Below are 15,287 nucleotides of genomic sequence, written 5' to 3'. Positions count from 1 at the left end.
TATCTGTAGTTCGTCAATTCTTGGATGACCTCTTTCAAATGATCAGAAATGAATATGTTCGGCCTGCCGTTGTCACTCTTCACTTTAAACAGAGTGGAGACAGCCCGTATTCCTTCTTTCAAGTGCTTCTGAGCTGCTTTCGCTGGCAAACCATTAGTCAGATACGTTTTAATGTTGCTGGCGTCCTCTGAGTCACACCAAAACATTTTGATCTTCCACTTCTTCATGAGCTCTTTGTCTTGAGCCACCCAGCAGTTGGAATCACCAGGAACAAGAATCTCCATCTGAGCCTTATAGATCGCATCCACGATCCACAACTCGCCATTGGCAGTCATTGCTCCAACTAGAGTAACACCAGGGTTTGTAAAGCCCCAGTCCTTACCTGCCTCAATGTGCACAAAATGTCTGTCTTTGAACTTCTGCTCGCAAAGCGCGCGCGGTACAACATGTATCGAACGGTCAAACTCCTCATAGACCTGCCCAAAAAACACATCGAACCGGGCGAAAATCTCCCGGTCCACATATCGTTTCGGCATGGTTTCAATCATGCGCTGAATATTCTTTTGCAACTCTGGCAATGGATTGTCCTTACTCGTCCAGTAAAAATTACACCATTCAGGGTCATTACGATATTCGTCCAGTTGACCGCCTGCCTGCGTGTGCTGCCCGTTCAATACGATGTCATGATAAAACCAGTTCATTCCCTCTGGCGTAGTCGTCCAAACGCTCCAGCCGCCTTTATCAGCAAGAGCATAGGAGAGATATCCGCTCCAGGTCTGCTCCTTCATCTTGGAAGCCTCATCAAGCCACACGCCATCAAGCCCTTTACCGACTAGCGTCTTAGGGTTGTCGGCAGATTTGAACTGAATGAGGATGTATCCTTTCAACCAAACCCGATTCTTTGATAAATCCCAACTCTCGATCATTTCCTCTGGAATGACCGCTCCCAGCTCTTCCTGCTGAATCTCTGACATGGAATAGGTCGGAGACACACACCAGTATTCAAGCCTTGGCTTTGGCTTTTTCATAACCTTCAAATTCCGAGGGGGCTTATATGGCAACCCCTTTTCTGCCTCAACGTCTGCTAGGATGTTATCGAAAAACTTTCGGGCTCCCACGTTTGTTTTGCCACCGCGTCGCCCGCAGTTCATAACCACGTTTCGGACATCACATTCCATTACTTCGATTTGCTTGGGATGCGGTGTCCATCCCTCAAATGGATCAAGATCAAGTGCCAGATTTGTCACGCGACCACCTCCGCACAATGATCTCCTTCTCAGTACCACCGCCATTGCTCAACAGTTGCGCTTTCAGTTGAATAGCCTTCAATTTTTTGTCTTGGACCCTGGTCAGTGCTTCTTCAAGCGATAGGATATCTTCAATCGCTCGATACTCAGTCTCTTCGATTTCAGTAGTAACCAGCTCATTACGAGACAACACTACCGTCTTGGATTGCCCAGACTTTTCATCATGAACCTGAACAGGCTCTTTTATAGCTACTCTCTCTTGAAGGACCCGACGTTGCTTTTCGGTCAATCCTTCCCTCAAGTCTCGAATGCGGAGCATCATCTCTCGTTCCCGCCAAGTAAACAAGCGGATCTCTTCATCCGCCTGTTGTAATGGATCAAGACTGATCCTTTCAAGTACCTCTGCTTGCTCTGGACTCAAGGCGTCCATCCAGATCGACTGGTATTCACCCGTTTTAACTGCGTTGATATTGCGATGAGGCGCACCTCCTCCAGCACCGTGGAAACGGCACACATCCCAGCCGGGCTTTGCCCAGTTATTGCACTGTTGGCCTCTTTGCTTGCTCTTTGCCTTGCATCTTTGCTTTTCGGGATTTCTCGCCATCTACATGACCACCACCTCACCACTTCATGGGGTTGTTTTTGAAAAAAGAAAGAGCACCCTTTATTTGGATGCTCGATACCGAATTTTTGTTTTTTTCCTGTCTTGAATTTCGTCCGATACGATTTTTTGAAGTATTACATTAGTTTGGTTTACAGCACATACACAAAGCCTCCATATTGAGAGACCAACAAAGAACATAACAGTTATAATAGCAAACTCTTGACCCACAAGATTTACTGTAGCATCCATATCATTAAATAGAGTTTCTATCTTTTTATAATCCTCGGGCTCTAAAACCAACTCGACATATTTGCTGTACATACCACCTAACGCTGCGGAAAAAATTGTTCCAAATGCTAAAGTGACAATTGTTAAAGCAACTGTTGCCATAATTGTCCTGACTTGCGTAATCAAATTATTGTTGGACAAGTTAATGTTAATTAGTGTTTGGAGTTTCTCAAGATCTTTATCTTGAAGACCTTGGGACGTTAAGAAGTTTCTTGCATTGTCATATTGATCACCATGCACAGCTGCAAATCTTAATTCTTTTTTCAAATCTTTATAGACTCGATATACATCCTTATTAAAAACCTTCTGATTTTTTGTCTGCGATAACACATACAAGGTAACCCCCAATACGATTAACAGAAAATATTTTATCATGCCTTCCCCTCCAAGTAGATTATACTTGAATAGGAATTTATTACTAGCTAATAATCATCCTTCTGCAACTCAATGTCCAACTCTATCAACTTCTTCAAATCATCCACTGTCTTAATCTCAATATGGCCAGATTGAAAGTCCTTAACCCACTTAGCAATAGCTGCTTTTACAACCTTCCTGTATTGCTCCTTTGATTCGTTGATACTTTCAATGATGCCAATCTCGTATTGAAGAAGCAGGTCACCAGAAGAACAGGAACGTTTGTTTGTATTTTTCATTGTGACACCCTCGGCTTTCCTGTAAAATGGAAAACGAGATAGTGGCTATGAGGTTCCGTGGCCACGGGTTTCCACTATCTCAGCCGGGGTGACCTGGTTGCATGGGGGGACGTTCGCGCGTCTCCCTTTTGCTATTTAAGCAGCTTCTTGTAGCCTGCTTATGAGTACAGGTTCAATGCCTGTTGCCTCATAGAATCGCCTCTTAATGACGTCGCAGAATTTTGGATCGAGCTCCATTGTTCTACAGATACGCCCCATCTGCTCACATGTCATCAGTGTAGAACCACTACCGCCGAAAAAGTCGACAGCGGTATCGCCTTTCTGACTGCTGTTCCCAATTGGAATAGCAAGCAGCGCCAATGGCTTTTGTGTAGGATGGACATACTTGCTTACATCCCCTCGCGATACCTCCCAGACGGTCTCCGGTTCCTCGGAGATTCCTGTTAGATCAGTTCTCCAAACCGTAGTCTGCTTACGATCTCCGTACCATGCTGGAGCCTGCCCTTTTAGATGAGCATAGAACACCGGCTCATGCTTGAACTTATATTGAGCAAACGACAACGAAAAAGCGTTCTTAACCCAAATACACTGGGTGCGCGATACTATTCCGGCCTCGTTCATCTTGTTCTCAAATTCTCGCTGATAGCTAGAAGGATGGAAAACATAGATTGCTGCTTTCGGGTCCATGATTGATGCATAATTTGCAAACACAGCTTGAAGGAAGTCCTCAAATTGCTCCATGGGCATGTCATCATTCATGATGCTTTCTCTGCCGTCTGAAGCAAGTTCTGATGAATCACTCTTGAACGCAACGTTATAAGGAGGGTCCGTTACTACCAGTGCTGCCCGCTGACCATCCATTAGCCGTTTCACATCCTGCTCACTTGTAGCGTCTCCACACATCAGAATGTGCCTCCCCAGCCTCCAAATGTCCCCTGGCTTCGTCTCCGGTTCAATGATATCGTTTAATGCTTTCTCAACATCGAAATCATCTTCCTTGATTGGTTCATCTATTTCCATGTTGACGTGCTCATTGATCAAATCTACAGCTTCTTCAAGATCAAATCCTGTTAGCTCTACGTCCAAATCGCTCTCCTGTAGCTCAGACAACACCTGTGCAAGCTTATCCTCATCCCAAGCACCACTGATTTTGTTCAGTGCGATGTTGAGCGCCTTCTCATTGATGTCATCCAAGTCTACGACTGATACGTCTACCTCAGTCCGTCCTTGCTCGCTAACAAGTATCTTGAATCCTTGATGTCCACCAACGAGGTTCCCTGATCGTTCGTTCCAGACGAGCAGTTGCACGTATCCAAACTCCTCGATGGATCGTTTCAGTTTCTCGTATTCGGGGTCGCCCGGTTGCAAATCAACGCGGGGATTATAAGGTGCCGGGTTAATTTTAGAGACTGATATTTTCCGTATGTCCATGCTGTTCAGCTCCTTCGTGGCAATAAAGTAAGAATAAAGAATATTGCCAGCCCTAAAATTGCTGTATGCCTTGATGCTGTAGGGCTGGTTACGTGTTTTGGGGGTGTAATCAAACGACTACTATTCAAGCGGAAAAGTATATGTATTGTTTCACCGCAAAAAATGAGGTTGCAGCTTAGAGCCATATGCTTTGGCTGCCTGTTGGCTTCTGGCGACCCCCTAGTCCAAATTTGGGTCTTCGCCTGCCTCTGTGATCTCCTGGCTGAATAAGTGCAGGAGCCACGTTTCTGCTGTCTTCCCGTTGAGAGAATACAGGGGGTTGATTGCTAATGCTGACTGTCCTTCCAAGTCGGTTCGACGCATGATGTGCAGCTCAATGAATGTCTTCACAATCTTGCGTGCTGTTGGATAGGAACAGTCTGCAATGCGGGCAAGGTCTTTGACAGTAAGTGGCGTACCCTTTTGTCCGCGCTCATTGTCGCCTTGCAGAAGGTTAGTTCCCTCGCTGGCATAAGGTGCAATCTTCAACAAAAAGCCAGCCTCAGCGAGTGACAGCTTTCTGAGCCGTCGCTTTGCCTTTTGGCTGGCCTTGATCTTCACGAATTTTGAGCTGCGACCTACTGGACGAAATACTTTTACAATCTCGTCCGACCGGCGCAGCACTTCCTCGGTGTAGTATATTTCTCCTGTCGTTGAGTCAACATACTGCCGCACTACATTTCACCCACCTCCATGAAAAAAGCACCACAGTGGGTGCAATTACTGACCATTTACTGATCTGACTTCGAAAATACCATTACTGTGAACATTTAAAATGTTAAAAAGAATTTTAGCGCTAAGCGGAAATGCTGATAGGGTTTCCATTTCAATATTACTATAAATATTGCTATCCCCTTTTATAAAAGAGAAATTTTTAATAAACATAAAAATATCTTGAGCTAGAACTTCATTGACGTCTTGTCTGGAAAATCCATCATTTATTCTAATAATCAGCTCGAACTTATCTGAATACTTAGCGAAACTCTGATTTTCTAAGAGGATTCTGTGGAACTGCTCTAAATCTTTATAGCTATTTACTCTCTTACTTTTGTTATCTGGCTGTCTCACTATTAAAGTTGACTTGAGATCATTATTAAATACATTCTGTACTTCCGGTGGAATATCCTTACCACTTTTATTAAATTCAACAAGAATTTTCTCGTTGATTCGTTGTTGGCTCACTTCAAGTATTTCTTGAATTTGATCCGCTTGACTCTGTTGCTTATCTATTTTATCTTGGGTTTCACTTAATTTTTGGTTTGTATCATCTACTTGTTCCTTTAGTTTCTGTATTTTATCAGTTGCTGCTTTAATTTTTTTAGCCAACCAAAATGCAAATAGGGCTAATGCCGCTATTATAATTCCGAGTACAGATAATATCGATGATATATTTCCTTGTAGTAATCCAATTCTGTCATTCTTGGTCTCAATTAAAGCCTTATACAGTTCCTCTTTATTTGATAAGGATTCTTTTTGCAGGTTAATGATTTCTTGAGATAGTTTCTGAGTTTGTTCACTTTTTTCTAACTTCAGTTCAAGGATAACTTTATCAAGATCATCTTTAGAAACGGCATTTTCTTGAACGGCATTTTCTTGTATGGAAGATTTATTCACTGTTTCAGCAAATACCGTACCTATAAAACAGTTAAATATAAAAAAAGAAAAAAACAAGACCTTTTTTATCATAATTAACCCCTTTTTGTCTGGCTATTTTCCATTATATACTTTATTTCTATATTTAATAGAAAAATCTATACTCTCTTGTACTAAGAGCTTAAAGGTGTTAGCTAGTTTAATATGGGCGGTATCGGACAAGGGGCGAGAGGCCTGAGCCGTATACCTCGCTTAAAAGTAATCCCCTGTCCGGTAAATCCCAGCAGAGTAATTCGCGATTTTTCAAAGCTCCGAGAGGGGTTCCCAAAACTTGAAAACCGCTGTAATGCATACAATGAAAAATAATTGTATGGTTCCCTGCTACGCTCGTCGCAACTAGTGCGTTCAGGCTCAAAATGTCCCCCTCTCGTAAGGTCACATTCGTCATCACCCATAGATTCGCTCAGGTACACCATTGATATGGGATAGGCGGTATCTCCCAAGAGCCGATGTCGCTTGCTCTTGACTCAAGATTACCGATTCGCGTTGGCAAAAACGTCCAGCGTATTATCCTTAATTTTATCCGGGCTTTGTCCATCTTTTTATCGAGTTTTTCAAGAAACCGTTATGATTTTGGTTCTTCTTACAAGAAAAAAACCACCTAAAGTGGTTTACTTTCCAGTTTGTTCAATTTAGAAGCTACTTCCTTTTTCACTTTACTTTTCTATATATTCACACTAAAAGACGACTATTTATTACAGGTTTTAATAAAATGAAATACCTCTAAAGAAACTATTGTTCCATAAAAAGTTTCATAGAGTATATCGCTAAATTCAACAAGGTATAACTTAATCTCATCACTTTTATCTTTAAATGTAATTAGTTGTTGATCTGTATCATAGCTATAAGAGTAATGACCAATACTGTTTCTAATTCCATTGTTTAAAATGCTACAAATATCAAAAAACTTATTGTATATGTTTTCTGTTGAAAAATACTTAACCCTGTTTCCTTTGTTGTTTGCTTTATCAATAAATTCAACAATAGATGTAATATTCTTAGCTGACTTCCGGTATTCGTCATGAAAAGAATTCCTGTCACCTCTCAATTTGATGTTCTGTAGACCAACGAAACCAACCAATCCTGAACATAAAATTTCATAAGCATCAACGTAGTAATTCTTCAATTGCTCAAAATTTGTTGTTAATATTCCTTGTTGGTTTTTAATCTCCTCAATATCATCTGTCTTAAATGCGGAAGATAAGATAGTAGGAAAGATGAATTTATAAAACTCAACAAAGTTTTCAAGTAAATGTACCAGGCTATTCTCCATATCATTAATCAACTCTTTTAGCTCAAGGTGCAATTGCAATACTTGATCAGGGTATTTATCTTTGATTTTTTTTAATTCTTTCCTTAAATCAAGAATCTCGCTGTAGTATCCATTTTGCTTTAACAGGATTTTAAATGGTTTATATAAAACGTCTAAAATCACATCGTCATGATCCACTTTAAGTACCTGGCCCAGTATAACTGGAGCCACAAATTTGTATTTTATTAATTGAGCATTTAGATACTTTGTTTTCTTCTTCTTATATAACTGCCATATTCTATGGTTGATGTTGAAATCCGTTTGGACATTACTTGTAAATATTTCCGCAAATGAAGCTTTTAATTGCGTAGTTTCTCCACCGTGTTTTACTACATTCATCATATACGGTGAAAAAAACAATTTCGGATTTGTTGGATTATAACCAGATATCTTGTCGGTAAAAAAATCACTTGATACTTGTAAAAGATGACTTACATTGCTTTCTCGTGGAATCTCTTTAGCATTATTAAAGAACTTTCGATCGATAATCCCGTGCGATAAATTTAACAAAATATGGCCGTCTATAGTAATGCCGCATTCAGGACAATAATAACTGAATGGGTTAAATTCTACATATCCAGCATAAACCTTTAAATGAATTTTATTTTCACACACTTCGCATTCTAAAAAACAGTTTATATTCAAATTGAGGCCTCCCATGTTTTTTTATATGTACAATATCCAATTTTACTGGAATTTAGAAATTTTGACTAATGTTCAAAATTGCAATGATAAGGTAAAATGATTCGCAAATTTATATAAAATTGTTGTCGTCACAGTTTTTTTCTAATAAAAAGACACTCAGATCATCCTGAGTGCCGTAGCAATTTGCATAATTGCCTCTTTCTTTTTTGAGTAGAATTGGTCCTTTGTAATCCCTAAGTCCAGATATACGGTGATGTCCTTCACCCTGGATGTGCTCAAATACTTCTCTTCGATGATCTGACGCTCTATCTCGTCGAGTGAATATTCGAGTGCTCTTTCTATCTGCTTCGCTTTCAACTCATTCTGTGTATCTGAAAGCTTCAAACGAGGAAACAATTGATCGATACCCTTCTCCTCTTGCTCCTTTTTATTCTGCACTGCAACACGAAGGGCTTTATATGATTTCAATTCTTTCACAACAGCCTTCCTGACTTCTCTCTCATTAACTGGTTGCAGAAATGACAGTTGTTCTTGTACCTGTGTGCTCATCTTTCCAATTCCCCCTCGCGGTAAGCCCATGATATAATTAGTTTAGGCGAACATATATACGGGCTCCTATTTGGGGGCTTCTTTTTTTGTCCCAACCTCCTTCTGCTACGGTTTTGTGCGGGAGGAGGTGATTACCATGCCCAAACATTTGTACTTCTACGCAAGTTTCGAAGATGCAGCCCGACTCAATCGAGAACTGATTTTGCTTGGCTATAGGAACTACTATCTGCAGTCACATGAGGACCTATTTGTTTTTGTTTTCGAGCCCGTTACTGCGGTGAGTCAAGCCATCTTGAGACATTTGCTTGATGCAGATAATCAGTCACACTTAGAAAAGTAAATCAGTAGGGTTGGTGCTCCTTGGGGCATCAGTTCCAACTACTTAGTCCTCGGAATATAGTAATAAATTGCAATTAATTAAATTCCTAAAACTTCTCGATATAACTCTTTTCTAGTACAATTGAATTAAAAAAACGAGGAGGGTTATTTATGTTTTTTAATTCATCTATACTAGAACTACTTCAAAGTATAGACGCTAAAGATGTACCTGATTTCCAAGAAAAATACCGTGATTTACTACTCAAGAGAATTGCGGAATTAGAATGTAATCCTGAGATACTAAGTAAAATGGCATCTTCAACATCAGATGCGTTAGATTTTCGAAGAACGTTGACAGATGAAACTGACCGTGGATGCGCTTTAATGGCAGGAGCTTTTCTTGACGATCAAATTAAATACCTCCTTAAAGACTTTTTGGTAGATGACAAGCGCTCTTTTGATAACCTATTTAGTGGTACTGGAGGACTATCTTCATTTTCTTCAAGAATAGAAATGGCATACTTACTTGGCCTCATTAGTCCCAGTATTAAGCGGGACTTAAATTTGATAAGGAAAATAAGAAATAAGTTTGCTCATTCCGCTCAAAAAATCAGTTTTGATACAAGCGGTATCTCAGATCGCTGCAATGACTTAAGCTTTACACCCGAGCATGATCAAAAACAGTCTACTAGAGTAAAATTTATTCGTGTTGCATTTATTATTGCTGGTCAAATAAATGGCACTCGTATCATGTTAAAAAGACGATCAATGGCTACTGATAATTTCTATTCCTCTAAGACTGAAGAGCACATCAAGAGTGTCGAGGGCATTATTGAACAAAAACTTCATGAAATATCCAGTTCAACTAAATAGGCAGGGTATTAATGTCTCCCCCTCTGATAAAATAGAGGGTTATTTTTTTTTATTACCCTTGCTCATCATCTAGTGGTAACAGTTCTTTGTCTTCTTCGCCGTTGATGCAGGTGATACATTTCCAATTCCATAGTCCTTGCTGGCCTTTCGCAGGCACCGGATCAATCCGCTTTACATCGGTCATCTCCCAGGCGTAACGTCCAAAGTCGAAATAACCAAAGAGCAATTCGTGCCCGTCTACAACTTTAGAGTTGTTGAGATACGCGGATACGTTACCTTTATTCCCGATAACTTTATGGCAACCCACCAGATCGGCAATTGCCACAATCGCCCCTGTTGGCAGATTGTCTGCCGTATACCCGTGCAAATCCAGCACGCTGCGGAAAGGCTCTTGTAGGCAGATCTCCTTGTCCGCTTTCTTGGCAGCGTGAATCGCAATTTGCCCGCGGTGATTGGTCGGCCAGCCTCGTGTTTCAAATCGTTTTTCCCCAAGGGCGATCAGCGTTGCCCATGGCTGGTGAATGGTTATGGCTTTCACTTGGTTCCCCCCACTCAAGCGACTTCAATAAGCCTGCTTCGCAGTTTCATTATGTCATCAATAAGCGCTTGCTTGTCTTCCGGAAAGAGCAGCATCATATCCAGTTTGATATCTATCAACGCTCTGATTTCCTTCACGGACATATCCTGTTCCAAAAACTGCTCGGTTGGAATTAAATCATGCTGGTCAACATTACTTCCGCATAAGGTGCATTCGTAGACACCGATCGCACCGCCGTAATGACATAGCTTTTCGCCCCCACACTTTGGGCAGCACAACCCATCCATCTTGTTCCCCTCCCTGAGTACAAACGTAATGTTATTTTCATCCTTCTGCTGCGATTCTATTGGTAGACAACATAGCATTTTGGATTGTTTGCGTAAAAAATGTTTATTGCCTCTTCTTCGGAATTTGCTCGAATCGAGGTTACGTATGTACCTGGTTCGTGTCCTCGTACATATCTGATTGTATAGGTATTCATCCTAGTATCCCTCCCTGTTTAACAAATCGTGTGTTTTGTAACCAATAATCACCATTTTCCGTAATTCCTATCGAAAGGAGCACTCTCATATGACAATCATATTGATCCTTTTTATTGGATGGATTCTAATCCTGAATGCAGAGTCTCTCCAAGCTAGATGGATATACGTATTGTTAATTACCCTTACTGTTATTTTTTTGTTTTTACTAGCCCTTCCGTATATGAACGAAGATTGGACTGGGCATTAGGTTAGCGTTTCATACAATTACCGTTGTGTTAAGCAGTCACTTTTATAGCAGCTTGGCAGATCGATATTGGTAATGACTTGCTCTCCGAGTATTCGATGAAAATAAAGTTTGAGACTGAAGACAATTTACCTTAACGGGCAGGATTGATTTTTTTATTTCACGAATACCTTATTATGGGAATTGGGGTATGAAAATTAAGTGAAACTGCAAACAACCAGATAAGGAGTTCACCAAATGAAGAAACCAGTAATAACTTTCTTATTAGCCATGATTCCGAGTATAGCTACCATACTCTTATTGATCGAATACTTTCCTTATACAGGTCTTGGCCGAATTGTAAGTATTCCAATAACATTAATTTTAAATATTGCTATTTTGTTATTCTCTCTGCTTCTCACTCAAAAATTAAAATCAAGAGGATCCAAAAGTTTTATTTGGATTGCAGCCATAACCATAAGTGTGTTGATTGCGGTTCTTATGCATCCACAAGAATACTTACCTAGTGTTTTAACGCAACTTCGAGATCTGATATTTTCTCAGTAACTATTTTGTTAAATAACGGTTAGTATTACTGGAGAACCTATCCCCTAAAACTGAGGTGGGACTCTTCATGAAAAAAATAATTATCTTCGTACTAACAACCCTGCTTTTTTCACAACCTGTCCATGCTACTGAAAGTAAAACTGAATGCGACTTAATGAAACGTGCTTTTATAGAAGCAATGTTAGATAAGATAGGGAACGCAGTACGTATAAATGGTACGAATCGTTTGTGGTATAGAGGCGTGGAAGAAATTCTAGATGTAAGTAGACCAGACCCAAGAAAACTCACCCACTTTAACGTGACCATCCGAGTTCAAACATTTGCCGGACCACACAATCCACCTTATGCACTTGAAACGATGACGATCAAGCTGCCCGAGGGAGAAGTAATTAACTACAATATCAAGTGGCTTAAACCATGAGTATTCTCATCAATTGACAAACTACACATCGTGTTAAGTACCAAATTCGAAAATGTTCATCTGGGCCGTCTCACGCTTGATTCGCCGCTCTGCAAGCTCGATATATTCCTGGTTCATCTCAATTCCAATGAATTTACGCCCGAGTTTTTTGGCGACAATTCCTGTCGTTCCGGATCCCATGAACGGATCAAATACGATGCCTCCCTGCGGGCTGCCAGCAAGCACACACGGACAAGGAAGTTTCTCTGGGAAAGTGGCAAAGTGAGCTTCACCAGTTTTTGCAGTGGCCACCGTCCAGACAGACCGTTTATTTCTTGTCGAACCCTCCCAAGGAATCGACCCACCCAAATGAGAATCTGGACGTCCCCTTTGCTCACCGCTTTTTCTCTCCTTGTTTCCACTTCTCTTTCGCGACTGCTCTGGGCCGAATGCTCCTTTTGATCCTCCAACCGCCTTTAAGTTACCGTTAGTCTTCCCCCCAGCATTTGCCCGACTAGAACCCCTTTGGCTTTGAACATCTTGTGACAAACGTTCAATGCTTGATTGGCTTATAGGCTCTTTAATTGATTCAGAATCGTAATAGTAGCGCTCATTTTTACTAAGAAGAAACATATATTCATGGGCCTTGGTCGGTCGATCCCTTACACTCTCTGGCATTGGGTTTGGTTTGTTCCAAATGTTGTCCATTCGGAGATACCAGCCATCTGCTTGTAATGCGAACGCTATGCGCCAGGGAATCCCGATCAAATCTTTTGACTTTAGAGAACTAAAATCAAACTGCTTGTAATCAATGTTTCCGCCTGACTGTCCTCCACTTTGTTTGTGGTATCCTCCAGGATTGCCCTGACCGTCAGCGTTTCGTCCTTTCATGCTGCCCGCGTAGCTATCTCCAAAATTTATCCAAAGGGTTCCGTCATCCCGTAGCACCCGCCACACTTCCCGAAAAACAAGCACCATATGAGCAACGAACATTTCAGGTGTAGGTTCCAGCCCGAGGCATCCTGTCCAAGCTGGTACTGTTAATGGTGGTAATCCGGTCATTGGCGTGTATGTGACTTCTGGCCATTCTGTCGGAGGCAATCCGTAATCGCGCAACCCCCAATAAGGCGGACTGGTCACGCAGCAATGGAAGAACTTCTCCGGCAGCTTCGGCATTACTTCGAGTGTGTTCCCTTGAATAATCTGATCCAGTTGCACCTGGCGGCCTCCTTTCTTATCTCCCTGAGCAATTTGTAAATAAACAAATATCGTGATACATTTTTTGTAAAATACTGTATATAGGTGAGTTTTATGAAAAAAACAACTTTGCGCAAAATAGTTTCAATTGGAATCTGCTTGAATGGTCTTTATTTAATGACAACTAGCCTGAAGTACGGTTTACTTGGTATCATTTTTTTAGCTATTGGACTATGGAGCGTTTATACGGAATTTAGCAAAATCGACGAGTGATTTAACTTAATTGGGCTCGTGTGCACTATTCCTAAATCAGTCGTACCTCTGACTTAGGTACTAGCGACACCTTACCGGACTTCTCCCACTTAACAAGTAGCTTGGCGGGCTGCCATTGTATGACCACTCCCCGACCTAATTCCGGGTGTTCAACTTTATCCCTAGTTATAAACGGATGCAATTCTCCCGTCTCCTTTTTTGTCCCGACTCCGCGTGGCATAATATTCACAAAGGAGTTGGTCACGTGGAAAAGTCGTTTTATTACTCGGTATCTTGGTCCGAAGTGGGTTACTTGAAAGAAACATTGCAATCTATGGAGATACCGTTTGCTATCGAGCAGCCGTCAGATAAGTTGAAGCTTACTCCTGGAGACGTTGCTTTTGTTTTCCCTGATATGCATGTTAGGGTTTATCGCCATATTCATGAGCTATTTGGCAGCCATGGGCGAGCTTACCCCAGATAATTCATTCGGTAAAACGCCCAGTCTGTCGTAACATTCAGTGGTCTAGCTACCTGTTGTCCTTGACCGTCTCATGCGGTCTAGCATTCCCATTAGTTCCGGGTCATCACGTAATAAGCGCGGTGATTCCCGGGACTGGAACGCTCCTGCCCTTTCTTGCTCCATTTGCCACTGAACAGATGCTGGGAGACTGTCTACTCTTAACTTGCTATCTCTGATAGGTACAACCTTATGCGATTGCTTTTGTTGGAACTCCCGGTTAGCAATCTCTGCTTGTTCAGCAGTCCGCACCCCCTGAACGAACATCTTCTCCAGGGTCCCTTTTGCGTAATCCCAAGCCTTGCCTTTTTCTGCTGCATATCGCATTACCCAAGCCAACAAGTCCAACTGTACCCCGTCTTCGAGATAGCTATGTAGTAACTGCATGATAGTTGGATTAGGGTCGAAGTTGAAATAATGCTTGTATTGATCAATTACGCTATTGAAAACTTGCAGGTCCCTTCCACCGACCACCACCACGCTTTTATGCTGTTCCTTGGAATCAGTAGTAGTGGTATCAGGAATCAGTTTAAGGGAATCAGGAATCAGAGAATCAGCAGGGCTTTTAGTAGGCTCGTCACTACCTAGGTACGGAATTTCCGAGGAAAGCCCTAGGCTATTCTGAGGCTGTGCCTTACCTTGGTCGGTCACAGCCCTAGGCTTGTCCTTACCTACTTCGGGCTTTGGTATTTTGCTCGCTGCTTCTCTATGATGAGGATTTTGATGGTCCTTAAATTTTGGAATACTAATGAAGCGCTCTCCATCCACTTCGTATCTGATGATAAAACCAGCGTGATGTAATTCCTGCAAGCACTGGTCTACCTCGACATTCTCATAAGGGAAAAGCTCACCCTTTATTCGTTTTGGTCTATCCTCTAAAAACCCCTCACGATCAGCTAAGCACCACAATCCGATGAACAATAATCTTGTGTGCGGACTGAGATCAGACAGGTCCTCGTTTTTAAAAAATCCTGGTTTGATGTTCCTTGCTCTAGCCACTTCCCTCAACTCCTCCCGGCTATGATGCTCCTCCCTGATAGAAAGGAAGGAGAGTGTTTTGTTGGTATTCAATAAACGCTAAGCGACCCGCTCGCGTGTTATGAGCCTTCCAGTGGCACGTACCTGACTGAGTAACTGGTCCACATGCCAGTGCAACGTTCCATGGTTCCCCAGTTCCTCCTTGGCTTCGGAAGATGATGTGGTGCCCTTCTAATGTCCATACTTGCTTACTACTTTTCTTGCAAAGTACACAGCAGCCCTTATCCCGTTCCCACACCTCGGCGAGAACTTTGGAAGAAATCTTCCCGCGATCCTTTTGTTTCTTAACTCTTCGCTTAAATGTAGGTTTAGGAACGGCTCGAACCTCATTGAACATGCTCATTTTTATCGCCTTCCTTTTGTGCAAGTACTCTGTATTGCTTTATCTTGATTGGAGTCCATTCCGGATAGTACCTCCTCATGAATGCCGCTGCGAATCGTTTCAGCGTCTCGGCATC

General features: G+C 41.8%; 19 protein-coding genes. 5 read left to right on the top strand and 14 right to left on the bottom strand.

The window, feature by feature from the left end; all coding sequences use genetic code 11:
- The 9 genes from ASG16_RS23220 to ASG16_RS23180 all read right to left on the bottom strand — a co-directional run.
- Positions 1–1,247 (bottom strand): terminase large subunit domain-containing protein (locus ASG16_RS23220; RefSeq protein ID WP_111914503.1); only part of this gene is annotated, 1,247 nt, incomplete at its 3' end.
- Complete coding sequence (locus ASG16_RS23215; protein ID WP_056486602.1) at positions 1,228–1,851, bottom strand: putative phage terminase small subunit; 624 nt, start codon at positions 1,849–1,851, stop codon at positions 1,228–1,230. The genes ASG16_RS23215 and ASG16_RS23220, both read right to left, overlap by 20 nt.
- Before the next feature lie 60 nt (positions 1,852–1,911).
- Positions 1,912–2,514: a hypothetical protein gene (locus tag ASG16_RS23210; RefSeq protein WP_056486599.1), complete on the bottom strand. Its 603-nt coding sequence runs from the start codon at positions 2,512–2,514 to the stop codon at positions 1,912–1,914.
- A 47-nt stretch (positions 2,515–2,561) separates the two neighbouring features.
- Positions 2,562–2,792, bottom strand: a complete 231-nt coding sequence (locus ASG16_RS23205; RefSeq protein WP_056486595.1) for a hypothetical protein — start codon at positions 2,790–2,792, stop codon at positions 2,562–2,564.
- 135 nt (positions 2,793–2,927) lie between these two features.
- Complete coding sequence (locus ASG16_RS23200; RefSeq protein ID WP_111914501.1) at positions 2,928–4,223, bottom strand: site-specific DNA-methyltransferase; 1,296 nt, start codon at positions 4,221–4,223, stop codon at positions 2,928–2,930.
- A 219-nt stretch (positions 4,224–4,442) separates the two neighbouring features.
- Positions 4,443–4,937 carry a hypothetical protein gene (locus tag ASG16_RS23195; protein WP_056486592.1) on the bottom strand — a complete coding sequence of 165 codons (495 nt, stop codon included), beginning with the start codon at positions 4,935–4,937 and terminating at the stop codon, positions 4,443–4,445.
- 45 nt (positions 4,938–4,982) lie between these two features.
- Positions 4,983–5,948 (bottom strand): hypothetical protein, encoded by a 966-nt coding sequence (locus tag ASG16_RS23190; protein WP_056486590.1) that lies wholly within the window; start codon positions 5,946–5,948, stop codon positions 4,983–4,985.
- 655 nt (positions 5,949–6,603) lie between these two features.
- Positions 6,604–7,872: a hypothetical protein gene (locus ASG16_RS23185; protein ID WP_056486587.1), complete on the bottom strand. Its 1,269-nt coding sequence runs from the start codon at positions 7,870–7,872 to the stop codon at positions 6,604–6,606.
- Between the two features lie 156 nt (positions 7,873–8,028).
- On the bottom strand, positions 8,029–8,421 hold the full coding sequence (locus tag ASG16_RS23180) for an ArpU family phage packaging/lysis transcriptional regulator (RefSeq protein ID WP_056486584.1): 393 nt from the start codon (positions 8,419–8,421) through the stop codon (positions 8,029–8,031).
- 136 nt (positions 8,422–8,557) lie between these two features.
- On the opposite strand from ASG16_RS23180, the gene ASG16_RS23175 reads away from it, so the two are divergent.
- Positions 8,558–8,761, top strand: a complete 204-nt coding sequence (locus ASG16_RS23175; RefSeq protein ID WP_056486579.1) for a hypothetical protein — start codon at positions 8,558–8,560, stop codon at positions 8,759–8,761.
- Positions 8,762–8,910: 149 nt separating this feature from the next.
- Positions 8,911–9,612, top strand: coding sequence for an MltR family transcriptional regulator (locus tag ASG16_RS23170; RefSeq protein WP_056486576.1), 702 nt, complete (start codon positions 8,911–8,913; stop codon positions 9,610–9,612).
- Between the two features lie 52 nt (positions 9,613–9,664).
- Here ASG16_RS23170 and ASG16_RS23165 read toward each other — a convergent pair whose 3' ends face one another.
- Both ASG16_RS23165 and ASG16_RS23160 read right to left on the bottom strand, forming a co-directional pair.
- On the bottom strand, positions 9,665–10,150 hold the full coding sequence (locus ASG16_RS23165) for an ASCH domain-containing protein (protein ID WP_082517158.1): 486 nt from the start codon (positions 10,148–10,150) through the stop codon (positions 9,665–9,667).
- Positions 10,151–10,164: 14 nt separating this feature from the next.
- A complete protein-coding gene (locus ASG16_RS23160; protein ID WP_056486574.1) occupies positions 10,165–10,437 on the bottom strand; it encodes a hypothetical protein in 273 nt (90 codons plus the stop codon).
- A 676-nt stretch (positions 10,438–11,113) separates the two neighbouring features.
- Here ASG16_RS23160 and ASG16_RS23155 point away from each other — a divergent pair.
- Both ASG16_RS23155 and ASG16_RS23150 read left to right on the top strand, forming a co-directional pair.
- Positions 11,114–11,422, top strand: a complete 309-nt coding sequence (locus ASG16_RS23155; RefSeq protein WP_056486571.1) for a hypothetical protein — start codon at positions 11,114–11,116, stop codon at positions 11,420–11,422.
- A 67-nt stretch (positions 11,423–11,489) separates the two neighbouring features.
- Positions 11,490–11,843, top strand: coding sequence for a DUF3888 domain-containing protein (locus ASG16_RS23150; protein ID WP_056486568.1), 354 nt, complete (start codon positions 11,490–11,492; stop codon positions 11,841–11,843).
- Positions 11,844–11,876: 33 nt separating this feature from the next.
- Here ASG16_RS23150 and ASG16_RS23145 read toward each other — a convergent pair whose 3' ends face one another.
- Positions 11,877–13,040 (bottom strand): DNA-methyltransferase, encoded by a 1,164-nt coding sequence (locus ASG16_RS23145; protein ID WP_056486566.1) that lies wholly within the window; start codon positions 13,038–13,040, stop codon positions 11,877–11,879.
- Positions 13,041–13,536: 496 nt separating this feature from the next.
- On the opposite strand from ASG16_RS23145, the gene ASG16_RS23140 reads away from it, so the two are divergent.
- Positions 13,537–13,755, top strand: a complete 219-nt coding sequence (locus ASG16_RS23140; protein WP_041749502.1) for a hypothetical protein — start codon at positions 13,537–13,539, stop codon at positions 13,753–13,755.
- Positions 13,756–13,797: 42 nt separating this feature from the next.
- Here ASG16_RS23140 and ASG16_RS23135 read toward each other — a convergent pair whose 3' ends face one another.
- Complete coding sequence (locus ASG16_RS23135) at positions 13,798–14,790, bottom strand: DnaD domain-containing protein (RefSeq protein ID WP_053079604.1); 993 nt, start codon at positions 14,788–14,790, stop codon at positions 13,798–13,800.
- 19 nt (positions 14,791–14,809) lie between these two features.
- Positions 14,810–15,166 carry an HNH endonuclease gene (locus ASG16_RS23130; RefSeq protein WP_241970819.1) on the bottom strand — a complete coding sequence of 119 codons (357 nt, stop codon included), beginning with the start codon at positions 15,164–15,166 and terminating at the stop codon, positions 14,810–14,812.
- Positions 15,167–15,287 lie beyond the last annotated feature (121 nt).

The sequence above is a fragment of the Brevibacillus sp. Leaf182 genome (assembly GCF_001423865.2).
Lineage (GTDB): Bacteria > Bacillota > Bacilli > Brevibacillales > Brevibacillaceae > Brevibacillus > Brevibacillus brevis_C.
Note: the sequence above shows the minus strand (reverse complement) of the source record. Positions and strands in the feature narration are given on the sequence as shown.